Origin of the sequence: Haloarcula sp. Atlit-47R (assembly GCF_003665985.1) — an archaeon.
In the GTDB taxonomy this organism is placed as follows: domain Archaea; phylum Halobacteriota; class Halobacteria; order Halobacteriales; family Haloarculaceae; genus Haloarcula; species Haloarcula taiwanensis.
In genome coordinates this window covers 302,256-324,490 of sequence record NZ_QPLQ01000003.1, presented here as the reverse complement: position 1 = coordinate 324,490, position 22,235 = coordinate 302,256, and the positions used below count along the sequence as shown (strand labels likewise).

General features: G+C 62.9%; 22 protein-coding genes. 9 read left to right on the top strand and 13 right to left on the bottom strand.

Annotated features, from left to right (window positions below):
* The first annotated feature begins 166 nt into the window (after nucleotides 1-166).
* Both DVK00_RS13710 and DVK00_RS13705 read left to right on the top strand, forming a co-directional pair.
* Entirely contained in the window at nucleotides 167-1,336 is a 1,170-nt protein-coding gene (locus DVK00_RS13710) for a beta-ketoacyl synthase N-terminal-like domain-containing protein (protein ID WP_101351943.1), read from the top strand.
* On the top strand, nucleotides 1,333-1,764 hold the full coding sequence (locus tag DVK00_RS13705; RefSeq protein WP_121577868.1) for a Zn-ribbon domain-containing OB-fold protein: 432 nt from the start codon (nucleotides 1,333-1,335) through the stop codon (nucleotides 1,762-1,764). The genes DVK00_RS13710 and DVK00_RS13705 overlap by 4 nt, the downstream gene beginning before the upstream one ends.
* A gap of 60 nt (nucleotides 1,765-1,824) precedes the next feature.
* Here the strand turns inward: DVK00_RS13705 and DVK00_RS13700 are convergent, their stop codons facing one another.
* From DVK00_RS13700 to phnG, 12 genes are all read right to left on the bottom strand, one after another.
* The gene (locus tag DVK00_RS13700; RefSeq protein WP_121577867.1) at nucleotides 1,825-2,328 is read right to left on the bottom strand and encodes a hypothetical protein; all 504 of its coding nucleotides are present in this window, start codon (nucleotides 2,326-2,328) and stop codon (nucleotides 1,825-1,827) included.
* A gap of 1,246 nt (nucleotides 2,329-3,574) precedes the next feature.
* Nucleotides 3,575-3,952 (bottom strand): ACT domain-containing protein, encoded by a 378-nt coding sequence (locus DVK00_RS13695; protein WP_101351889.1) that lies wholly within the window; start codon nucleotides 3,950-3,952, stop codon nucleotides 3,575-3,577.
* Between the two features lie 141 nt (nucleotides 3,953-4,093).
* Nucleotides 4,094-4,489, bottom strand: coding sequence for a hypothetical protein (locus DVK00_RS13690; protein ID WP_121577866.1), 396 nt, complete (start codon nucleotides 4,487-4,489; stop codon nucleotides 4,094-4,096).
* 92 nt (nucleotides 4,490-4,581) lie between these two features.
* Nucleotides 4,582-5,238 carry an HAD family hydrolase gene (locus tag DVK00_RS13685; RefSeq protein WP_101351887.1) on the bottom strand — a complete coding sequence of 219 codons (657 nt, stop codon included), beginning with the start codon at nucleotides 5,236-5,238 and terminating at the stop codon, nucleotides 4,582-4,584.
* Nucleotides 5,231-6,037, bottom strand: a complete 807-nt coding sequence (locus DVK00_RS13680; protein WP_101351886.1) for a sugar phosphate isomerase/epimerase — start codon at nucleotides 6,035-6,037, stop codon at nucleotides 5,231-5,233. Before DVK00_RS13680 ends, DVK00_RS13685 begins: the two co-directional genes overlap by 8 nt.
* Nucleotides 6,034-7,206, bottom strand: a complete 1,173-nt coding sequence (locus DVK00_RS13675) for an alpha-D-ribose 1-methylphosphonate 5-triphosphate diphosphatase (protein WP_121577865.1) — start codon at nucleotides 7,204-7,206, stop codon at nucleotides 6,034-6,036. The genes DVK00_RS13680 and DVK00_RS13675 overlap by 4 nt, the downstream gene beginning before the upstream one ends.
* The gene (locus DVK00_RS13670; protein ID WP_101351884.1) at nucleotides 7,203-7,940 is read right to left on the bottom strand and encodes a phosphonate C-P lyase system protein PhnL; all 738 of its coding nucleotides are present in this window, start codon (nucleotides 7,938-7,940) and stop codon (nucleotides 7,203-7,205) included. Before DVK00_RS13670 ends, DVK00_RS13675 begins: the two co-directional genes overlap by 4 nt.
* A complete protein-coding gene (locus tag DVK00_RS13665; protein WP_101351883.1) occupies nucleotides 7,937-8,767 on the bottom strand; it encodes an ATP-binding cassette domain-containing protein in 831 nt (276 codons plus the stop codon). Before DVK00_RS13665 ends, DVK00_RS13670 begins: the two co-directional genes overlap by 4 nt.
* Nucleotides 8,764-9,867 (bottom strand): alpha-D-ribose 1-methylphosphonate 5-phosphate C-P-lyase PhnJ, encoded by a 1,104-nt coding sequence (locus DVK00_RS13660; RefSeq protein WP_233560800.1) that lies wholly within the window; start codon nucleotides 9,865-9,867, stop codon nucleotides 8,764-8,766. The genes DVK00_RS13665 and DVK00_RS13660 overlap by 4 nt, the downstream gene beginning before the upstream one ends.
* On the bottom strand, nucleotides 9,860-10,987 hold the full coding sequence (locus tag DVK00_RS13655) for a carbon-phosphorus lyase complex subunit PhnI (protein ID WP_101351882.1): 1,128 nt from the start codon (nucleotides 10,985-10,987) through the stop codon (nucleotides 9,860-9,862). Before DVK00_RS13655 ends, DVK00_RS13660 begins: the two co-directional genes overlap by 8 nt.
* Nucleotides 10,988-11,536, bottom strand: coding sequence for a phosphonate C-P lyase system protein PhnH (phnH, locus tag DVK00_RS13650; protein WP_101351881.1), 549 nt, complete (start codon nucleotides 11,534-11,536; stop codon nucleotides 10,988-10,990). It abuts the gene before it with no gap.
* Nucleotides 11,533-11,976, bottom strand: a complete 444-nt coding sequence (gene phnG / locus DVK00_RS13645) for a phosphonate C-P lyase system protein PhnG (protein WP_101351880.1) — start codon at nucleotides 11,974-11,976, stop codon at nucleotides 11,533-11,535. Before phnG ends, phnH begins: the two co-directional genes overlap by 4 nt.
* A gap of 225 nt (nucleotides 11,977-12,201) precedes the next feature.
* On the opposite strand from phnG, the gene DVK00_RS13640 reads away from it, so the two are divergent.
* The 4 genes from DVK00_RS13640 to DVK00_RS13625 are packed head-to-tail and all read left to right on the top strand — an operon-like array spanning nucleotide 12,202 to nucleotide 15,747.
* Nucleotides 12,202-13,239: a PhnD/SsuA/transferrin family substrate-binding protein gene (locus tag DVK00_RS13640; protein ID WP_101351942.1), complete on the top strand. Its 1,038-nt coding sequence runs from the start codon at nucleotides 12,202-12,204 to the stop codon at nucleotides 13,237-13,239.
* A 23-nt stretch (nucleotides 13,240-13,262) separates the two neighbouring features.
* On the top strand, nucleotides 13,263-14,066 hold the full coding sequence (locus tag DVK00_RS13635) for a phosphonate ABC transporter ATP-binding protein (protein WP_101351879.1): 804 nt from the start codon (nucleotides 13,263-13,265) through the stop codon (nucleotides 14,064-14,066).
* Complete coding sequence (phnE, locus tag DVK00_RS13630) at nucleotides 14,063-15,085, top strand: phosphonate ABC transporter, permease protein PhnE (protein WP_101351878.1); 1,023 nt, start codon at nucleotides 14,063-14,065, stop codon at nucleotides 15,083-15,085. Before DVK00_RS13635 ends, phnE begins: the two co-directional genes overlap by 4 nt.
* Nucleotides 15,082-15,747 carry a DapH/DapD/GlmU-related protein gene (locus DVK00_RS13625; protein ID WP_101351877.1) on the top strand — a complete coding sequence of 222 codons (666 nt, stop codon included), beginning with the start codon at nucleotides 15,082-15,084 and terminating at the stop codon, nucleotides 15,745-15,747. Before phnE ends, DVK00_RS13625 begins: the two co-directional genes overlap by 4 nt.
* A gap of 40 nt (nucleotides 15,748-15,787) precedes the next feature.
* Here the strand turns inward: DVK00_RS13625 and DVK00_RS13620 are convergent, their stop codons facing one another.
* Nucleotides 15,788-16,696, bottom strand: a complete 909-nt coding sequence (locus DVK00_RS13620; protein ID WP_121512713.1) for a PhoU family transcriptional regulator — start codon at nucleotides 16,694-16,696, stop codon at nucleotides 15,788-15,790.
* A gap of 194 nt (nucleotides 16,697-16,890) precedes the next feature.
* Here DVK00_RS13620 and DVK00_RS13615 point away from each other — a divergent pair, with 194 nt between their 5' ends.
* The 3 genes from DVK00_RS13615 to DVK00_RS13595 all read left to right on the top strand — a co-directional run bounded on the left by DVK00_RS13615 (nucleotide 16,891) and on the right by DVK00_RS13595 (nucleotide 22,008).
* Nucleotides 16,891-17,907, top strand: coding sequence for a phosphate uptake regulator PhoU (locus DVK00_RS13615; protein ID WP_101351875.1), 1,017 nt, complete (start codon nucleotides 16,891-16,893; stop codon nucleotides 17,905-17,907).
* An 834-nt stretch (nucleotides 17,908-18,741) separates the two neighbouring features.
* A complete protein-coding gene (locus DVK00_RS21775) occupies nucleotides 18,742-20,130 on the top strand; it encodes a DUF6498-containing protein (RefSeq protein ID WP_199722466.1) in 1,389 nt (462 codons plus the stop codon).
* 1,539 nt (nucleotides 20,131-21,669) lie between these two features.
* The gene (locus DVK00_RS13595) at nucleotides 21,670-22,008 is read left to right on the top strand and encodes a hypothetical protein (RefSeq protein WP_121577862.1); all 339 of its coding nucleotides are present in this window, start codon (nucleotides 21,670-21,672) and stop codon (nucleotides 22,006-22,008) included.
* The last annotated feature ends 227 nt before the right edge of the window (nucleotides 22,009-22,235 follow it).

Genomic DNA, 22,235 nt, shown 5'->3' with positions numbered 1-22,235 from the left:
ACAGTCCGGCGAGTGTCACCTGCACGCCGAGAAACTCCGCCTCTATCGTCTCTATATCCCCCTCTCTCCCAGCCGTTAAAACGGTTGTGCCGTCCGACAGGAAAACAGTTCAGGCACCGTGAAAATGTGAACTGTTAACTAAGAACCTCGATATATGGAGGCACGGATGCCACAGCCAGTCATTGCATCGGTCGGTGCCTCACCGCTCGGCCGCACGGACCTCCCGGGCCGCGACCTGTTCTCGGTCGCTCTCGCGGAGGCGTTCGACGAACTGCCCGACCCTGCCGACATTGTTGAGGCGGTGTACGTCGGTAATCAGTCGGAGAGCTACGAACACCAGATCATGTACGGGACGTTGCTGGCGGAGTGGGCCGGCCTTCGGTATGTCCCCGCTGAACGGGTCGAAGGGTGTGCCGCCGCGGGCGCGCTCGCGCTGCGCCACGCAGTCAAGGATGTCCGCAACGGTGAGCATGAGGCCGTGCTCGCCTGCGGTGTCGAGAAGATGACGTCTGCGGGCACCAGCGGCGCGACGGACGCGCTGTCGGCGGCATTCGACCGCGCCATCGAGCAGCGCTCCGGCATCACCGCACCCAGCCAGTACGCACTGCTCGGCCAGCGCTACCTCCACGAGACCGACGCCACGGAGCGGGACCTTGCCGAGATCGCGGTGAAGAATCACGCCAACGCTGCTCGCAACCCTCGGGCGCAGTTCCCGAAGGAAATCGACGTGGCGACTGTGCTGGAATCGGACCCAGTTGCCCCGCCGCTGAAACTCTACGACTGCGCGCCAGTCGGCGACGGTGCCGCCGCTGTCCTCGTGACGACCGCTGAACTAGCGGCAGACCTTGACCGGCCGCAGGTGCGCGTCGCGGGCAGCGGGGCCGCTGCGAACAACATCGCGGTCGCTGAGCGGAACATGACCGATATCGCTGGCGCTCGCATTGCTGCCGAGACGGCGTACGAAGAGGCAGGCATCGACGCCACGGCTGTCGACATCGCGGAGGTTCACGACGCGTTCACAGTCTGTGAGGCGCTCCTCGCGGAAGCTGCCGGCTTCGCGCCTACAGGCACGGGCTATCAGAGCTACCTGCCGCCCGCGGAGCGGGCTGACGGCTGGACAGACGTGCAGTTGAGTCCGAGCGGTGGGCTGAAGGCTCGCGGCCACCCCATCGGCGCGACCGGACTCCTGCAGGCGCTCGAAGCCTACGAGCAGCTCACCGGAGCCGCAGATGACCGAGCAGTCGAGGGGGCCGAGACGGCCCTGTTGCTCAACGAAGGTGGTGTCGCTGACGCTGTCACCGTCGGCCACGTGCTCACGACGGCGGAGGCACCATGACTGACAGCGACCTCGATGCGACCGACCCCCAGACACTGCCGGGGTTCTTCGACACCCTTGCGGACGGCGAGTTACTGGGCGGGGTCTGTGCGGACTGTGGACAGGTCCTGTTGCCGCCGCGGCCGGCTTGCTACGCCTGCGGTAGCCGCGCCGTCGACGTCGAGCCACAGCCCCGTGAGGGACAGATCTTCTCGTACACGGCAGTTCACACGCCACCGCCGGCGTTCGCGGAAGACGCGCCATACACGGTCGCCGTCGTAGAACTCGCGGCCGGTGGCCGCCTCCTCGGACGCGTCGCCGCCGATTACGCCGATGTCTCCATCGGTGACCCAGTCGAACTCACGGTGCGCGAGCCGACGGCTACAGAGCGGGAGGTGGCGCTCGACTACGAAACCGACTGGCCGGTTCACGTCTTTCAGCCGCGGTGAGAGCAGGCCTCGCAGACGACAGCAAGACGGTCGCGGCCACCCCAGCCACCCCTACTTGACTCAGGAACGGTAACTGATACAATAGACCCGCTGGGACGAGGCACGGAGCCACGAGGTCTCAATTATCGTCCCGGGGGGAATCGTCTCTATCTCAGAAATGACAAACCGATCCCGGTCGATCACGAGGTCGAAATTTGAGACGGTAAGCGTACGCCGTTGTCGGAGTCCCTCGCCAAACCATCCGAAGTCGAGCACAGCTTCGAAAGACCGTTCAAGCAGCCCCTGCCGCTGTGCACTGATGAAGTCAGCATCTCCAGCAGCGATGAGTATACTGTTTGACTCAGCTACAATATAACAGATCGTTTGCGCACTAAAGTACAGATCGCCTGGTTCGAAGAACTTCCATATCACCGGAACGAAGTCGGTGAGAGAATCGACGAAGACCACTTCACCTGGTTTCGTCTCGATGAGGTCGTCAAACCGCCGGAATACATGTTGATACTGCTCCGTTGACTGGTCCGTCTTTGATTTGTACTCGAAGCCGCCACCAGCCCCGGGTTTCATTGGCCCGAGAGTGACCATTTCCTCGGCAAGGCTGTGGACCTCGATGTGGTCAGGTGCGAACGTCTGTAGAATTGAATTTTCAGCGTAACAGTGCCTCGTTGACGGCGATCGTCATGACGACAATTTCGGCGGTAGACGCGCAGTTATCCGCTGTCATGATAGTTGGACGGTGAGTCCCCAGCAGCTGTATGAAAAAAAGACAGTCAGTCTAAGGCACAAGTATTTTAATACTAATCATATAATAATCGGTTGGGTTCTGGTCCCCGCTCCACTTCCCTCTGGATCGCCCCAATTCAGCAACTGACCCGGGTCCAGAACCCGTTGTCGTGGATGACGACTTCCAATGGTGTGTTGCACGCTGCTGCCCCATGGCTGCACACCTACCCCCCACTCTGTTGTTGCCTGATCGGTGGTGGTTGTGCAGGCGTGCCAGTCTCTACCTGAATGTATCAGTAAGCGGTCTGGCTGCGGTCCAGAACTCGGCAGGCATGAAGGATATAGCGCACGCTTCTCCGCATTCACCTCAGACCTGCGTGGATTCTGTGCCCCATTGATTCGTCTATTCTATCGACTGTGTCAGGGCTCAACTCTGTCGTCGACGCCGCGGTATCCGCTAGTTCGATGTGTCCCGACTCTCCCACTCTCAGCAACTGACTGCTCCGTTGATGCACATAGCGGGACCGAAGTTGTGCGACGTAGAACTGTGGACACCGCTAGAGACTGTGGCAGGATGGCCGGTTTCCGAGAGGGCTTATCTTATGCCATTCGATGACATGTCTCAACAAAGTCTATTTACTAGGCGATTATTACATCCGAGTGGGTTCTGGTCCCCGCTTCAACCACCCCTGATTGCTGGTCGTCTGGTAGGGTTTCTCGGGTCCGGAACCCAGCCGTGCCTCTGACATAGCAGTACGGTGGGTCACAAATTGCCCATTGTGGCCCACCATTTCCCTCCAAACGATCGGGCAGGGTCCAGTCCCTGGTTGTGTCGTACTGTTGTTCCGTTGGAATGCCGGTAAAATGGGATCGCAGCGTCTTGCAAACGTCTCTACAGGCTGAGCAGGCCGAGTGCCTCGGGGCTACCCGAGGCGGTTCACACGGAACTGGTGCAGCCACGTGTCAGCGTCAGTCAGCGAATACACGTTGGTGCAAGCGTGTTCAGTACTCATCGCTTCTGTTTTTCCGTTTACGTATCATAGCCCGGCTGGCATACGTAGCGCGCGGCTTGACCTCAGCGGCACTCGCCTCAAACCGCACACCCGAGGTCGTCAAGCGTCTGAAGCGCCGTCTCGAGGTCCGACTGTTTGACGAGCACGTGGTCCGTCGAATACGCCGAGACGACGAACACAGAGACGTCGGCGTCGGCCAGGGCCGACGCGACAACTGCGAGGAACCCGACCAGTTCGAACGGGAGTTCAACATCGAAGGTCAGTCGCTTCCAGCCACGTTCCACGTCAGCGGCCTCGTCCACGGTTGGGCTGGTCTGGTCGACGACGACGGTGGTCTCTGTCTCGTCCTGCACCGTCACGAACGCGTCCGGGTCTGGGTGGGCCGTCCGGCAGACGGCGTACACATCGTCAGCAACAGTGACCGTGGCGTCTTCCAGAAAGTCAGCCGGTTCCATCCCGTCGTCTTTGGTTCCTCTCCCACTAGTAGTGGTCGGTGTAGAATGCCGACCAGCGGGCCTGAGTCAAGCATGAGCTGGAAGCCGCAGCTTCGAATTTCCGCTCTGCACTGAGAGACAGCCAATCAAGACGGGTGATCGCTACTCCTCGACCCACTTGCACCGGAGCTCGTAGCGTGCCACGGCGTCGACATCGACGCCAAGTGCGAACTCAAGTGTGGTCGACTCACCGACGTCAACGGCGTCCACTAGCGTGCGTCCAGCTTGATATACCTGCTCGCCGGTATCGGAGCGAAACGTACAGACGATCCGTGGGACTGGCGGGTCGGTTGTGATAGATTCGTCGCCGTCGTTTTCGGCCGTCACCTCGACGGCGATTTGAGTGCCAGAGTACGTCGCCTGAACTGCGTAGTCGTGTGAGAGGACGAGCGGCGTCTCGTTTGTGCTCACGGTTCCGTTGACGCTCGACCCAGTACAGCCGGCAAACAGTGTCCCCACCCCGGCGGCCAGCGATCCGAGGACGGCACGTCGGTGCATGCTATGACCCCGGACACCTCCAGAATAAATGTCCCGTCCGTACTGTCCGGACGCCGCCGAATCTCGGACCGGCGAGCGCGCCGCCGGTGGGGTCAGTGCAGTTCGGGCAGCCTCTCGACCAGCGCCCGGAGATCCGCCACCTCGGCGGTCGGTTCAACGTCGAGGGACACGTCCGAGACGTGGTCACGTCGGAGGAAGACCGAGTCGATGCCGGCGCGGTGAGCCGCGACAACGTCCTTCTCGGAGTCCCCGACGTACAGCGCCTCGCTCGCGTCCAGGTCAGAAAGCGCCTGCTCGATGTACGCCGGGTCCGGTTTGCGCCGGGCCGCGCCCGCGAGGGTCGGCTGGCGGCCGTAAGCGGTGTCGAAGCGGTCGATGTCGTGGTGAGCGAGCAGAAATTCGACGGTCGCGTGCTGGTTGTTGCTGACCAGTCCCAGCGGCACGTCGAGCGCGTCGAGCGCGCGCACGTCGTCGTAGACGGGCTTGCCGCCCGCGCGGGTGTGGGCCTGCTGGGCGAGGCTCGCGGTCAGTTCGCGCTGGTGCCAGAACGCCTCGGCGTCGAGGCCGTGGTCGGCGATCAGGTCCCGCGGGACCGCGTCCTCGGCGACGGACTGTCGGACCGTCGACGCGTCGACCGGCACGTCGAAGGCCGCGAAGGCGTCCACGACGGCGTCGACGAGAACGCTCTGGTCGCTGGGTTCGACGATCACGCCGTCGTTGTCGAAGACGACGGCGTCGTACTCAGTCATCGCCCGGCACCCCCGTCTCCGGAAGCGGGGCGTCGCCGTCGGTGCAGGCGGCCACGTCGGCGACGGACTTCATCTCGAAGACGAAGCAGTCCGCCGGGATGGCGTCGATCAACGGTTCGGGCGCAGACAGCGGGTCGTGCTGGTCAGCGGTCCCGTCGTTGTCGTGGAGGTGACAGACGCGGATTCGGTCGCCGAAGCGGTCGACGAAGTCGCGCCAGTCCTCGCCGGTCACCTTCGCGTGGCCGACGTCGAGCGTGACGCCGAGGTACTCCGGAATCACGTCGACGGATTCGAGCAGTGCCGCGAGGTCGTCTGGCGTGGTGGTGTAGCGCCGCGTCGTCTCGTCGAAGGGCTGGTTCTCCAGACAGAGCGGGACGCCGACCAGCTGGGCGTACTCGGCGCACTCCGCGAGCGACCGCTTCGCGCTCTCCCAGGCCTGTTCGTGGACCCACTCGGGGTAGCGCTCCGGGACCGACCCGCCGTGGACGACGACGGCCTCGGCCCCGGCGTCGGCGGCGTCGTCGAGCGTCCGCTTGACTCGCTCGACGGAGTCCTGCCGGACCACCTCGTCGTAGCTCCCGGTGTTCCAGTCCCGGAACGGCGCGTGGTACGTGACGCTGACGTCGTAGCGCTCGCACAGTTCTCGGACCGCTCGCGGCCCCGGCGTGTCGGGGTGGCCCGCGAGGTACTCGCGCTTGAACTCTACGTGGTCGAGACCAAGGTCGGTGACGTATCGCACGAACGCCTCGACGGTCGTCCCGTAGCGGATATCCATCGCCGCGCCGACGCGGGCGGTCATCGCGTCCCTCCCGCCGCCGGGTCCGCGCAGTACACTGGCTGGCCGGCGACGAGTGCGCGCGTCACAGTGGGCGTCGGGTCGCGGTCGACGACCAGCAGGTCGGCGCGCGCCCCGTCCGCTATCCGGCCGCGGTCGGTGAGACCGACCGCGTCGGCGGGGGCGGCGCTGACCCGCCTGACCCGCGCCGGGAGCGGTTCGCCGGTGTCGACGAACGCGCCGGCGAGCAGCGACGGGGGGTGGTAGTCCGCGACCAGCGCGTCGACCACGCCAGCCCTGATGGCGTCGGCTGTCGAGAGGTTGCCCCACTGGCTCTCCCCACGGACGAGGTTCGGCGCGCCCATCGCTGTCGTCATCCCGATGTCGGTGGCCCGTTCGGCCGTCTCCAGCGTGATGGGGTACTCCGTGATGTCCACGCCGGCCTCGCTCAGTCGGTCGACCTCGGCGGGGTCCTCGTCGTCGTGGGAGGCCGTCACCGCGCCGGCGTCGTGGGCGGCCGCGACGACCCGGTCCACACGCTCGCGGAGCGTCGCCATCGAGATGTCGGTTCGCTCGGCGATCATCTCCTCGGCCTCCTCAACCGTGCGGTCGTCGGCGTTCTCGTAGTACCGCTTGAACGCCTCGACGTCGCGGAACTGGCCCTTGCCGGGGACGTGGCTCATCACCGAGACGAGGTCGGCGTCGCCGTTCTCGACGACGTCCAGCACCGCGTCGACGCACCGGCGCTGGGTCACCTCACACCGGGCGTGCAGGCGGTGGTCCGCGAGCAGGTCGTCGGCGGCGGCGATGCCGTCGGTCAGCGTCGCCGCGAGTTCCGGCGAGCGGTCCTCGTCCGCGTCGTCCTCGAAGGAGATGGCGTGGAACTTCGTCGTGATGCCGGCCGCGAGGTTCGCACGGTCCGCGGACGCGAGCGCCATCGACGGGGGCATGCGCGCACCCGACCGCGGGTGGAGGTGCGTCTCGATATCGTCGCCGTGCAGGTCGACGAGGCCGGGCAGGATCAGGCGGCCGTTGGCGTCCACGACGGTGTCGGCGTCGGCGTCGACAGCACCCACGCTCACGATTCGGTCCCCCTCGACGCGGACGCCGCCCTCGACGACCGCGTCGGGCGTGACGACCCGGCCGCCGACGATGGCGACGCTCTCTGCGGCGGTCTGAGCGGTCGAACTCATCCGACCACCACCTCTCCGTCGAAGGCGTCGATGGGGACGACCCGACGGAGGCGGCCGTCGTCCAGCACGACCACCCGGTCGGCGACGGCCTCCACGACGTCGGTGTCGTGGAAGACGCCGACCACTGTGGTCCCCGCGTCCAGCGACGTCGAGAGCAGGTCGATGGCGGCCCGGCGCGTCTCGGGGTCGAGGGCGCTCGTCGGTTCGTCGAGCAGGAGCAGGTCCGGTTCCGGCGCGAGTGCCTGCGCGAGGTTGACGCGCTGGCGCTCCCCGCCAGAGAACGTCGCCGGGTACGCCTGCCAGAGTTCCTCCGGCACTGACAGCGCGGACAGGAGGTCGCGGGCGGTGTCCCGGGCGTCCTCGCGGTCGGTCCCCTGCTCGACGAGCGGCCGCGCGACCACGTCGACTGCGGGGACGCGCGGTATCTCGTCGAGGAACTGGGAAGTGTAGCCGATGGCGTCGCCCCGGAGGTCGATGACCGTCCGGTCGGGACAGGACGCGAGGTCCACGTCGCCGTCGGGGCCGTGGTAGACGACGGCGCCCGAACTGGGCTCGTAGGTGCGATAGAGGCACTTCAGCAGCGAGGACTTGCCGCTGCCGGACTCTCCGACGATAGCGAGGAACTCGCCCTCGCGCACGTCGAACGATACGCCGTCGAGGCCGACGACCTGCGTGTCGCCGAGCACGTGCATGTCGAAGGTCTTCGAGAGACCGTCGACGGACAGGACTGTCATATGACTGAGTTGATGAGGGTCTGGGTGTACTCGTGGTGCGGGTCTTCCATCACGCGGTCCGTGAGGCCGGACTCGACGACGCGCCCGTGGCGCATCACCAGCGTCCGGTCGGCCAGCAGGCGGACGACGCTCAGGTCGTGCGAGACGACGATGGCCGCGACGCCCTCCTCGCGCTGGACGCGCCGGAACATGTCGAGGACGCGGGCCTGGACGCTCACGTCCAGCCCTGTGGTCGGTTCGTCCAGCACGACCAGGTCGGGGTCCGTCGCCAGCGCACGGGCTATCTGGACCCGGCGCTGCATCCCGCCGGAGTAGGTGCTGGTGGGGTCGTCCATCCGGGTGACGGGAATCTCGGTCGCCTCAAACAGGTCCCGGACGCGCTCGCGGACGTCCTCGTAGGACCGCTCGCCCGCCGAGAGCAGTTTCTCGGCGACGTTGCCGCCGCCAGTGAACGAGAGGTTCAGTCCGTCGCGGATGTGCTGGTGGACCAGGGCGATGTCGCCGGTCCGGAGGTCGTGACGCGTCTCGTAGTCGACGTCGAGCAGGTTGCCGTCGTGGCCGGCGTAGCGCACTTCTCCGGCGGTTTTCGCGTCCGAATCGCGCTCCAGTGCGACCAGTTCAGCGAGGCTGGACTTGCCGCTGCCGGACTCGCCGACGATGCCGAGCACCTCGCCGGCCTCGACGTCGAGGTCGGCCTCGGCGCAGGCCACGACGCTCCCGCAGTGGGGACACTGGTTCGTCCCGGCGCGGTCGCCCGTCGACTCGACGCACTGTGGACATCTGGGCCCGTACACCGTCTCCAGGCCCTCGGCGTCGAGCAGCGTCACTGCCCGTCACCTCCACGGACCGCCTCGTCGCCTGTGACAGCGTCGTCGTCCGTGGCCGCACGGGCCGCCCCGTCGTCTGCTGTGGCCGTCTCACTCGTTCCCGGCCCCCAGTCGACGCTCTCACGGTCGAGGTGGTGGGTCTTCGACAGGTCGGGATTCTCGCGGCGCTTCTCACAGAAGCTCGCGTCATTGCAGGCGTAGCGCGTCTCGAAGCCTCCGTCCGCGTCCGCGGCGGCCTCCGAGACTTCGACGAGGTAGGTGTCGGTCGATCCGCAGGCGTGACAGGCCTCGTCCGGGAACCGCTCGACCGTGAACTCGCGGTCCTCGAAGGCCAGCGGTTCGACCTCTGTGTGGGGCGGGACGGCGTAGATGCGTGCCTCTCGGCCGGCGGCCAGCACGGTGAGGTGGTCGGCATCGTCGAGTTTCGGCACGTCCCACCGAGGGATAGGCGAGGGGTCCATCAGGTAGCGCCCGGCAACCATCGTCGGGTACCGCGACGCGATCTGGATCTCGCCGTACTCGACGACGTTCTCGTAGAGGTGGACCCACATCTTCCCGTAGTTCCGGTGGGCGTGTCGCCGTCGGTTCGCGGCGTCGGAGGGGTCGACCTTCCGGAGGGCGTCGGTGACCGGCACCTGCAACACGAGGCGCTGGTCGTCGGTCAGCACCTCCTCCGGGATGCGGTGGCGGCTCTGTATCAGGTCGGCGGCGGTGGTGTCCGTCGTCGTCTCCACTTCTGCCGTGTTCTCCGCTAGCCGGCGGATGTTGGCCGCGTTGACGCTCTCGTCTGCGCCCTGGTCGATCACTTTGAACGTGTCGTCGGGGCCGAGCAGCGACAGCGACGCCTGTATCCCGCCGGTCCCCCACCCGCGGGCCAGCGGCATCGGCCGTGAGGCGTAGGGCACCTGGTGGCCGGGGATGGCGACGGCCTTCAGCATCGACCGCCGGACCTCGCGCTTGGTGTGTTCGTCGAGATACGCGTAGTTGTACCCCGCGAGGCCGTCGCCGTCGAGCGAATCCAGCGCGGCGTCGACGGAGTCGGTCGCGACGGGTGTCCCCCCGTCGGGCGAGACGTCGTTAGTGGTGGTGTCCTCAGTCATCGTCACTCGCTCCCGCGACTGCCGGTTCGGCTGGCTGTTCGTCGTCGACGCGTCCGTCCTCACGAAGCCCCTGGCGCTCCCGGATCGCGCGGATGCGGTCCAGAATCGACTGGAAGGTGACGTAGTGGGGCAGTTTGAGGTGCTCGATGAAGCCGAAGGCGTCCATCCCGTCGACCGTGTCGAGGACGAACTCGGCGTCCTCGGCCGGTTCGGCCTCGCCGTCGAGCTGTATCGAGGCGTCGAGGATCGTCATCCCGATGGCCTTGCGTTCGTTGCGACCGAACGTCAGGCCGTAGCCGAAGGCGAACTGGGGGTCCTCGCGCTTCTCGTAGACAGGCACGACGGCCTCTGACTCGGTGACGCGCGTGTGCGCGACGGTCACGTCGTCGCCGGTGTAGGGGTGTTCGATGCGGACCGGCAGGTCGCCGACGCGGACCTCCGCCAATGTCGGGTGGACCTGGCCGTACCCCCGGAGCGCGGAGTAGCCGAGCGCCGTCACAGCGCCGGTCTCGCCCCGGGCGAGTTCCTGTAACACCTCGTCGCGCTCGGGCGGATGCGTCACCGACTCCCGCGTGGTGTCGTTTGGCTCCTCAACGTCCGGGGCGGTCGGTTCGTGGAGCAGGCCCTCCTCGCGGAGCAGTTCTGTGACGTTCGTGAGCCGCTCGGGTTCGCCTGCGTCCTCGACGTCCCAGTCCTCGGTCGGGTCCGTCGGGTCGCCGTCGACGAGGTCGAAGTCCAGTAGGCGCTGGGTGTAGTCCTTGGTCGCGCCGAGAATCTGGCCGCCAGGGACATCTTTGAACGCCGGGGAGACGCGCCGCGAGGCGATCATCTCGCTTGGCTCGACTGTGACACTCTCGTCGAAGCGCTCCAGCGTCGAACGGTAGGCCCGTAGGAGGAAGGCGGCCTCGACGGCGTCCCCCTGGGCCTGCTTGACCGCCAGCGCAGCCAGTCGTGGGGCGTACAGTCCGCCCTCGCCCATCGCCTGGGCGGTGAGGCGACCGAACTGGTCGCGAATCTGGTCGACATCGACGTCCTCGGAGTCACCGATCCGCTGACTCTCGAATAAGTCGGCCGCGCGCTCGATGAGTTCCTCGCCGGCGGTGACGGCAACGTATCCCATTCAGACCACCTCCGCGGTGAGCGACCGGGGGAGGGCCGCGAGGCTGTCGTCGGCCGCGAACACCGCGTCGACGCCCCGGGGATAGCTCGACTGGGCGTCGGTGAGCGCGGCCAGATCTGCGGCGGGCAGCGACACCGACAGCGTCGTCTCCCCGTCGACGCCCGGCCCGGTAATCCGAACGGTCGTCCCGGCCCCGGCGGCCCCAGCGGCGAGCGACGCCACGCGGTAGACGACCGTCGCGCCGTCGCTGGGTTCGACGAGCGTCCCGCGTTCGCACTCGCGTACGTCGACGTCTCGGTCGCCGGTGAGGTGGACGATGTCGGCCGCCTCGGGCGGCGCGGCGTCGAGACGCCCCTGGTCCGAGAGCGCGTCGCGGAGCGTCTCGTCGGTCGTCGAGAGCGTCACTTCGTGGTCGACCAGCGTCGAGACGACGGCCTGGTCTGCCGGCGACGGGACGGACTGGACCGTTCCCGGCCGACTCATCGCTTCGAGCAGACCGTCGAACGCGTCGCGCGTGTCGTGGACTGGGTCGAGACCGAGCGCCCTCATTCCTCGCCCTCCATCGTCTGGAAGTCGACGGCCGTATGCTTGCTCTCGGCCCACGCCCGCCGGCGCTGGTCGCGCTCGCTGTCGGCGACCGCTTCGAGCGCCGCGACGATGTCCGGCGTCGCCTCGTGGTCGCCGGCGACGGCGGCGTCGACGATAGCCCCAGAAAGCGCGGCGCGCTCGCGCTTGCCGGGGAGCATTGCGAATCCGCGAGCGCCGTCGAGTTCGACCTCGGCGGGCGTCACAAGGACCTCCCCGAGATTGAACGGCCGTCGCTCGACCGGTTCGCGTACCTGTTGCATCACCAACTGCGGCCGTGGCTCCTGACGGACGGACAGCGGCGGGTCGTCCGCGAGGACATCGTTGGCGAACCGGGCGAGCGTCCCGCCCTCGCAGGCGGCGATCAGCTCGAACCGGTCCGACCGATCATATGGGTCAACCATGCACTCACTCTATCAGGACTGCAACTACCGCATAAGGCTTCACTCGGTACTCTCTATGCCCGACCAGCTGCTGGGGTTCGCTCCCCCTCCTGTCTCTGTGCGTCTATACGGGTATGTACTTGCTAGCCACGTTGTGGAGATAGTCACCAGCCGCCCTCAGACAGGTGGACGCTCCGGACTCTACGCAGCCAACTGTTATTCGACCCCTTTACCAGCCCACAGATGATGTCAGACGACGCGACTGAATACGGGTTCGGGGTATCGGACACAACGAACGGGACACAGTCTGGTGCGGTCAACCGCCGTCGATTCCTCGCCGGTGGTGCGGCCGCCGCTGCGACATTTGGTCTCGCCGGGTGCAGCTCCGTGATGGGCGGTGGGAGTGGTGGCGGCGCAGAGAGCGTCACGATGCTGCTGACGCCGGGGACGCCGGCCGACGCCCGTCGGCGCTACAAGCCGGTCCAGAACCTCATCAACGGCGAGGTTGACGGCGTCAACGTGGAAATGAAGGTCCCACAAGATTACTCCGCTATCCGACCGGCGCTGGAGAGTGAGCAGGCCGAGATCGGGATGGACGACGTGACACTCATCTCCAACCCCGACCTGATGGACGTCTACGGAACGACCGTCACGGGCGGGTCGGCGTTCTACTTCTCGGTAATGCTAGTCAAACCGGACTCGGAGATTTCAGAGCGGACAGACGTGGAGGGCAAGACGTGGGCTTTCGCCGACCGCCTCTCGACCAGCGGCTCCATTTTCGCGCTCTACACGCTTCAGGAGGCTGGCCTCGACATCGGTGAGGCACCCAAGGGGCCGCCGGAAGACTTCGAAGGGAGCTGGACCGACCACGACATCGCTCTGCAGAAACTCGGGAACGGCGAGGCTGACGGCGCGACCACCTGGGGTGGGAATGGCATCCCGCACATCCCCGAGAAGTACAAGTCAGACTTCCCCGACCGCGTGCTGGACAAGAGTTCCTTCCTCGACACGCTCGGGACTGAAACGCCGGCATTCAAGCCGATCTGGTGGTCCTTCCCCATCCCGAAACAGCCGATGTACGCCCGCAAGAGCTGGGACTCCGAGAAGAAATCGGCGATCGGCGACGCACTGGTCAACTCTGATAAGGAAACTATCCAGCAGTACTACCCGGACGACTACAACGAGGAGGAACTGCCGTTCACGACACTTAGAGACACCTCAATGGAGACATATCAACCGGTGATCAAACGGATGAACGCAGTCGGCATTGACCCCGCGGCCTAAGCGCTTAGGGTACTATTTTTATCATGAGTACGCTTAAGGTAGAAAACCTGACAAAGGAGTACGGTGACGTGACAGCCCTCGAATCAGTATCGTTCGAGATTGAAGACGAGTTCGCGGTCTTGCTCGGAGAGTCTGGGGCGGGAAAGTCGACGCTGTTGCGCTGTGCCAACGGTCTGACCGAGCCTACTGAGGGCGGTATCTATCTCGATGACGAGGAGATTGGCGGGTCGCGGACAGACGTTGGGATGATCTTCCAGCAACACAACCTTGTGGAAGGCGTCTCGGCGTACCTGAACGCTCTCACTGGGTCTCTGGACCGCGTTTCGATGGTCAAGAGCCTGCTTCAGTGGCAGGCCCGCGAGGACAAGGTCCGGGCGTTGGAGGCTCTGGAAACAGTCGGCCTGCTCGACGAGAGCCACCAGCGCGTCACTCAGATGTCGGGCGGGCAGCAACAGCGCGTCGGCATCGCCCGCGCGCTGGTCCAGGACCCCCGTCTCCTGCTCGCGGACGAACCGGTCGCAAGCCTCGACCCCGCCAGCGCCGAAACAGTGATGGGCTACCTCCGGAAGGCCGCGATGGAGCATAATGTGACGGCGCTCGTAAGCCTCCATCAGGTTAACATCGCCGCACACTTCGGCGACCGATTCATCGGCTTGAAAGACGGTCAAAAACTGTTCGACGTGGGTCGGGAGGGCCTGACGCCCGATTTGATTGACGACCTGTACGGCAGCGTCGAGACGGTCGGCCTAGCAGACCAGGACGACCTCGCCGACGGCGCTGCCGGTCTCCCCGGAGACGAGGACCACGAGCGGAGGGTCGAAGCGTGAGTTCGGCCGACGGCAACCGCGTCGCGACATACTTCGGGTTCGACGACGTGGGCGACACCGCCGCGGAACAGAAACTTCAGGAGATGAAGCGCCGTAAGACGAAACGGCGGCTCTGGACGCTTTTAGGCCTTGTTGGCACCGGTTTGATATTTTATTTCAGTCTCCGCGTAATCGAGTTCGAACTGCTGATGCTGGTCGAGCAACTCGACCAGTTCTACGAGGCACTACTGGGGTACTTCCCACCGACGACGTACTTCGGCGTTCCGTTCGTCGATCTCGGTGAGTACTGGGCGTTCATGATGGCGGAGAATCTTATTCTCACCGTCGAGAACGGACAGATCGTCTGGGGCGCTATGTTCGTCACGTTAGCTGTCGCATTCGCTGGGTCGGTACTCGGACTGCCCGGCGCGCTCTTTTTCGGCGTGATGGCAAGCGAGCGGGTTGTCCCCTACCCGTTCAATTTCGTCTTCCGCGGGACGATGAGCCTCATTCGAGCTATCCCCGGACTTGTCTGGTTCCTGATACTCATCCCGCTGGCCGGGGTCACACCGTTCACCGCGGCTCTGGCGATAATGGTCGACACAACGGGATACCTCGGCCGGTTGTTCACCGATGAGCTCGAAGAGATAGAGGACGGACCCATCGAGGGGATCCGCTCGACGGGCGCGAACCGCTCGCAGGTCGTCTCTTTCGGGATGCTCAGTCAGGTGTTCCGGCAGTTTATCGCCTGGATCGCCTTCGACCTGGAACACAACGTGCGGGCCGCTATCGGCCTCGGTATCATCGGCGGCGGCGGCCTGGGTCTGGAACTGTACATCCAGCGACAGACGTTCCACTACACCAATATGATGGCCTGTATCATTCTGATCTTCCTGTTAGCCGGATCTGTTGAACTAATCAGTCAGCGTGTCCGGTCGTACCTGCGAGAGGACGACGACACCGAACAGACCGGCGTCCTCGACGCCTTCGTAAACGCGCCGAAGAAGATACTGGCCTCGACGATGGGGCGTCGCCAGTGACGTACGTCGAGGACTACGGGGCGGACCGGACCCGGTCGCTCGGTCCCGACCCGACGCTGCACGACCCCGTCTCGATCACTGAGAGCGAACTCGGGGCGTGGACCGAGGTCCGGCAACGGTCCCGACTCAACGAGTCTGCTATCGGCGACTACACCTATCTCATGGAGGACGTACAGCTGGATTTCACGACCATTGGGAAGTTCGGCAACGTCGCCGCCGCGGCCAGACTCGGGCCGACCAACCACCCCATCGACCGCCCGACGGCACATCACTTCACCTATCGCGCGGCGATGTACGACCTCGGAAAAGACGACGAATCGATATTCGAATGGCGGGCCGACCAGCCAGTCGAAGTCGGTCACGACGTGTGGATTGGCCACGGTGCCATCGTCCTCCCCGGTGTCTCTATCGGTGATGGGGCCGTCGTGGGCGCGGGTGCCGTCGTTGCCGACGACGTGGCGCCGTACTCCATCGTTGCGGGCGTCCCCGCCGAGCCGATTCGGCGGCGTTTCCCAGAGGACATCGCGGCTCGCATCGCAGCGACTGAATGGTGGGACTGGGACCACGAGACGCTCCGCGAACGACTCGACGACTTCCGCGATTTAGAGACCTTTCTCGACCGGCACGCGCCCGAGACAGCCGACCCCGCGACGCTGGATTGAGTAGTCTGGACCCGTCTGTACTCGCGCTGTTTTTGTCGGTTCAGATCTCGACGTGGTCCGGCTGGACGCCAGAATGCAACTGAACGGCCAGCTCAGCGGCGTCGACCCAGTAGTAGATAGCCCGTTCAAGTGCACGCGTAATGGTGACGAGATACCCGTACATATCGGGGTCGTACGCAGTCACCAGTTCGAATAACTCATCCAGATCCCGGTGGACAGTGACCTCCTCCTCTCGGAGTCTGTCGAGTACTTCGAGTTCACAGTCGAATAGAATTCTCGAAAGGTAGTCGTTGATCTGCTCCCCGGATGCAAAAATATCCGTCATCCGTTCGTTCACCATCCCAGTCGCGTCGGTCTCCTCACGAGCGACCACGTCGGCAATGAAGCAGGCCCGGTCGCCGACGATTTCGAGATTGGTCGCAATCGTCGAAAGGTCGGCAGCGACACGGTTACCGGGCCAATCAGTCGTCAGCGTGTAGGACTTCAATTCCGACAGCACTGCGGAGTAGCGCTCATTGGTCAACGATTCAAGTTTCTTCGCCGAGCGATCAACAGGGTCACCTTCGAAGGCTGCACGAGCCGCTTCGTACTGGCGGGTGGTCACCGACTCTAATCGTGCGAGCAGTTTGAGGAGCGCTGCACCTCGGTCATCAGATACATCGGCATCTGTTTCGGTCTCTTCGGCTGATCCACCGTATAGCTTCGAGATGTTCGGTGCACCACGGTAGAGTGCCTCATCGTCGACAATGTAGCCCTTTCGAACGACGTTTTCGGCCTTGAGTTCCTGAAGCAATTCCGAGAGGTACTGTTCAGAAATACCGACTGTGCGTGCCAGCTTTTCTTTCGTCTTCGGAGCGGTTCGGTCAATCGCCTCGACAACCTGTGCACGTGTCGCATCGCGACCCTGTTGATCCCTCGCCAGCGGGTGGTGCCACGTTCGATGGGACATAGCTGCTTCTCTCTACTTGCAGTATTAGCCCTGTTCCACAGACTGTCCGGACGGCTATATAGCGTTGTTAGCTGCCGTGACGTACTCTGTTTTTCCCTTCCGCTCTGGCGGCCTGTACAGATATATACCACTTCCTACCAGGATAGACCCCTCATATAAAATATAATATCTATTCTGTTATCAGCGGGTAGTGTATGGAGACACGGAAGGTGCAACTCTCGGGGGGAACGACATTTACTGTCTCTCTGCCGAAATCGTGGGCGCAGGAACACGGAATCGACGCTGGATCCGTGCTCTCACTGCATCCCAACGACGACGGATCGCTACTGATTGAGGCGACAACGGATCGCACGATGGAGGCCCGGACGACGACAGTCGATGTGGCGACCGACTCAGACAACGCTATCCGTCAGCAAATACACGCCCTGCACGCCGTCGGTTTCGATACAGTGACGCTGCTAGATAGAACAGGCCACTCCGCGGAGCGCCGGAAGTTGGTTGAGGACACTGTCTCGAAGCTCTCAGGGTTCGAACTGTTGGAGGCCGGTGAGACGCGAATCCGCCTGACCAACCTCATCGACGCCAACAACGTCGATGTGCGTAAGTCTGCGCTCCGGTTGCGGCTTGTCATGCTGGGAATGCACCGCGATGCCGTTCAGGCCGTGCTAAACGGCGACGAAGCACTTGCTCGGCAGGTCATCAACCGCGATAGCGAGGCCGACAAGCTGTTCGCGATGGTGACCAGACACTTCCGTCGCGCGCTGACAAACCTCCAAGAGGTAGAGAAGCTCTCATACGGTCGTGACGAGCTATTCGAGTATTACTATGCTAGCCGGCAGTTCGAGCGATGTGCAGACCATGCCGAGAAGATAGCGCGCTTTGCTCTCGACCCCGACGCAGTGGTGCCAGCGACGTTCGCGGATCGCATTGAGTCGCTCTCGGCGACTTCCCGACAGGTCGTCGACGACGCCGCCGACGTGATCCTCGCCGACGGCGGCATCGAGGCCGCACACGCTGCCCTCTCCAAGCGCAACGATTTGAGCGACAATCTCCAGGCGCTGGATCGAGACCTCTACGGGCACGATACCCCCGGCGAGGCCTACGTCGTGGGTCTCTTACTCGACAGTATTCAGCGGACTGCTGAGTACGGTGCCAACGTCGCTGGCATCGCTATCCAGCAAACTGCTCGTGAATGCGAGTGTCTCGACTGAATAGCGGATCGACGGTGCGACGATGCGTGGCCAGTGTGCGGGGCACGAGCGGCGGCATGGATAAGAGGTAGCGGGAGAGTCGCGGCCAGTGATTTCAGGTACCCGGTCGCACCGAGCGACGTGATCTCGCTGAGCGGGTCAGCAGCGAGGGACCTCGCTGTGGTATTCGTGAAGTTGCCCCGGGAAATCTGACCGCACTGGCATAGTGCGTGCCGCGTGTGTGGCCCAATCAGTTACGCCACTCGTTGATGAGTGTCGGTATGATAACGCCAACGCCGAGTAGCACAGCGAAGTGAATCCATTGATTGTCGGTAACAGTTATGCTACCGAATACCAACACGAGAGCGAGTATGATAAAGACAGCTGTGATCTTGGTCTCTGTACTGACAAAGCTCGTTGAACGACTGGAGGGCGGTTCTGACATCTGGTGAATGTTTGATCGCATTCTAAAAATGTCTTACCTAGAGTATCAGACCCAGCAACTGCCCCGAGCCGAACAGCATAAGAGGCGCACCCGCGTATAAAGTGGGGCCACACGGCCCGCAGCTTACGAAAAGCAGTCAGCGATTCAGGTGTGCAATTCTGAAAAGTCGCCATAGCCACGCCGATGCTGAAACCCAGCAGGAAACGCTTGGAGGGTATGCGTGTGGAAACCGCAGGGCCACATCGGCCTGAAATCCTGTGACGGGAGGGTTGTGGTTTCTGGCGATACCTTCTGTTCTTGACGGCCTCTCTGTACTGTACTGGCAACGGTCATACAGGTGCAGTTCAGCCGTGCTATCGAATTCGAAGTATGTTTGTTGTTCAGGTGTAACGACTTGAGTGCTACCAATCATGACCCAGCGGTTCCCGACTTTCGTCCGCGGTCTGGGTGTAATCGCTGCGAACTGTATTCCGCTGGTCGGAGTCACTGCCTGGGGCTGGGACCTCTGGCTATTACTCGTTGTCTACACAGCTGAGGCCGCCTTTTCAGTCCTCATCGCAGCGACGAAGGCCCTGTTCGCTGAGCAGGGGTCTCCGGGACGTCCCGGACAGCACGAGCCGTTACATGAACTCCGGGAGAAACGCGGTAGTTTTCAGCTCTATTCGAATTTGCCACCGATTTATCCACGGAACATTCCTTTCGCGCTCACGGTGTTGGGGGTCTGGTTCGGATTCATCGGGCCGATCAGCCTTGTCTACCTCGTGACGCTCGGGCCGGCGATTCAGGTCTCAGTGGGCCTCGCTGTGAGCATCGCGGCGTTGCTGTTCTCACAGATCGAGGAGTTCGTGGTTGAGTACATCGGCACCGGTGAGTATCGCGACGTGTCTGCGCAGGAACTGATCCGGACACCGGCACAGTTGACCTTGGTACTGCTCTTTGTCGGGCTTCTCACGCTGGGTGGGTCCCGTGCCGGTCGTATAACGCTGCTAACGGGACTTGTCATCGGAAAAACACTCAGTTCGGTCTACCGGTTCTACGTGGAGCATTTCGGAGGGTCGCTTCTCGATGTGAATATAGACCTTTCAGATGACTTGCCCAGAAGCGAACCGCCACCGGAGCCAAAGATGCCTGAAGAGCCGGTCGAAGCCAGTGTTGTCGTCGACAAGAAGTCCGTTATACTGGGAAGTCTCAGCGCCGTCGGGTTCGCACTGGTCTCGCGGTTCACACTTCTCACTGTCGCGGCGCTTGTCGTCGCGCTACAGATCGGTCACCCGGTCTGGATCGGGCTGCTTTCGGTCGTACTTCTCTGTATTATCGGTGCTCGTATGCTGAGTTTCTACCTCCGCTACGGAACGATCGAGTACCAACGCCGGGGTGAGTTTCTGGTCGCTTACGACCGACTGTTGGAGTCACCGCAGTGGATTGCCACGGTCGGTCCGGGAACCGACTTTTCCGTTATTAACGCTATCGTCGACCGGCTTCGTGACACGGGCCGGTTACGGATCACTGGCGTTGATTCGGTCGACGGAGGTAGCGTGCAGTTCGGCCCGCTGTCTGATCTCGACGAAGCAATCAACACGCTACAGCTTCCAGTACACCAAACGGAACGGCCAGAGCGGGATCCAACGATCATCGCAGCTGCCGGCGGCCTGTTGCTCTTTTTTCTCGCAGTGCCAGCCGGGCTGTTTCTCGCCCCCGGAATCGACTCGGGAACAGCCTACGCTTCACTGGTTGTTATCGGACCGTTCGCCGTGATTCACGCTGGTATCTTGTTGTACGTCGCGCTGTCTCGGATCTGAGTGAGCGCCTTCGGCGAGCCATTGATCGACCGCTTTTCATGGCTACATTGACGTGGAGTCGTCGAAGCGAATTCGGTCGGAGTCAGCGGTTCGGGTACCAGACAGCTTGTCCGGGCGTATGATGCACCCATGTATCGTCGTCAAGCAGTTGTGGATCCCGCCATCGAAATCGCCCGTTAGAGTCATACGATATCGGTGATTCTGTCTTCCGCGTCCGGAACTGCGTCCGCGCACAGGCTGCAAAAGCTCCCCGGTATCTTTTCCCTCGTGGTGTGAACGTATACTGCGTGAGAGTCGTCTCGGGACCGGTATTACTGGTGGCCTCAACAGTGAGACTATCTAACCCAGCGTCTTGGGGACTCATTCCGCTTATCTTCCCCGGGAAATCCGAAACGAAACGGATCCGGTCCGGTTTGTACGAGCTGGTATCGCTCTGGGTGGACCCGCCGTACACTGTGGCCTGCATATCGACAGAGACTACCGCTGGGTCAACATTAGCAGCCATCCGAAGGGTATCCCAGCGATCAAAGCCGCCGACATCGTTCACTCCGCGAATTCGTGACCGGCCGATGGTCGTGGCACCGTCAGGACCCTCCAACTCCAATGGCGCGGGACACTCCGGCAACGATGGTTCGAGCACTTCACTGACAGCCCACGGAAGGTCCCGCGGTAGCTCTGCACCGACGAATTTGTGTGTGTCCAGTCGGCCCTGTTTCGGGACAGCAGCGGCGATCCGGTCCGTTGGCCCCCACCCGTTCTGAGTGAAGCCGTACCGACGCTCACTGTCGGCGCACGCCTGCATAACGGTCCACTGCGCGTCCGCGCCTGCCACGACAGCAGGGCGGCCGTCAGTGAGACAGTCGCGGACTCGCTGGACTTGGTCGTCCCCGGATGGGTACACACTCACGTCAGCACTGGCTCCATCCGTGACAGATGAAACCGGCCTAGGGCCCGGGAAGTCGACTTCTTTAGCGACAAAAACGCGATATCTATCAAGCTCTCTAGCGGGCGGAGCCTCTGCTGCCGGTGAATTGTTCACAAGAGATCCACAACCAGCGAGGGAGACTCCCAGTCCAGTTCCAGCAGCTGCGAGGAGGGTGCGGCGGGTACACGAGGACATAGGTGTTAGTTCGGTCGTAGCTATGTTGATTTTTTCATACAGGCGGACGGGGCTTTCCCTCAGCTGGTGAGAGGCCACCTGTTTCGGATAATCCAGGGTGACTCGTTCGGCGTACTATGGTTCCGTTAGGACACTCTGTTCACCATTCCCGACGGGTATGCTTCTTCTTGAGACGATCCGACGAAGGGTTCGGACTGAAGGCATTGAGGCGGTACGAATGTCACTGTCGCCTCACTGTCTAGGATATGTGAGTTGTCAGTGGCGGGCCACCGGGCTGAGAGCCATGGCGATGGTGCGGCGGATTTGATTCTCAGTGTGACTGTCTCACTATGAACGCTTAGCAAGAACTGGTCAGCCTGTCTGTGGCTGTTGTATACAAATTTCGTACCGTACTTGGTCCGGTAGCTGTAACTTGATGTATGCGCACCGCCCTCCGATACGCCATTTCAGCAGGCGTTGGACTGCTAATCACCGTTCTTGCAGTAGCGTTCGCCGCATCGGACCACCTGGTCATGCTTTCGCTTCTCCCACTGTACGGTGTGGTAACATCACTGATTTTGGCACATAAACAGCAGTGGCTCTCTCTTTCTCGTGGGCAGTCGAATCGGTCGGCGAGGAAACGCGGGGGTATTATCGGCGGCATTGGAGCATTTACTGGGTATTTGCTTCTCCAGGCATCAATCCCCGCCGGCCTCGCCGGGTACGGATTACTGCTTCTTGGGATGGCTGGGGCTATTGGCGACATGGACGGGGCCTGAGTCTGCTGTACTGACCGACTCGCCTGAACTACGCCTCCAAGATGGGCTGCTTTTCGCAGCCTACTACTGGGTCAGCTATGAGTGTGACGGGCCTGTCCTTTGGGCCGATTGAGACGCCGACAAGGTTGTATTTCGCCGCCACTGTTCGAAACACTTGCGAGTGATGTAACTGTCTTCCCGGCGAGCGTATTATTCGAAACAAGAACACAATCAGGCCGTGAAACCGT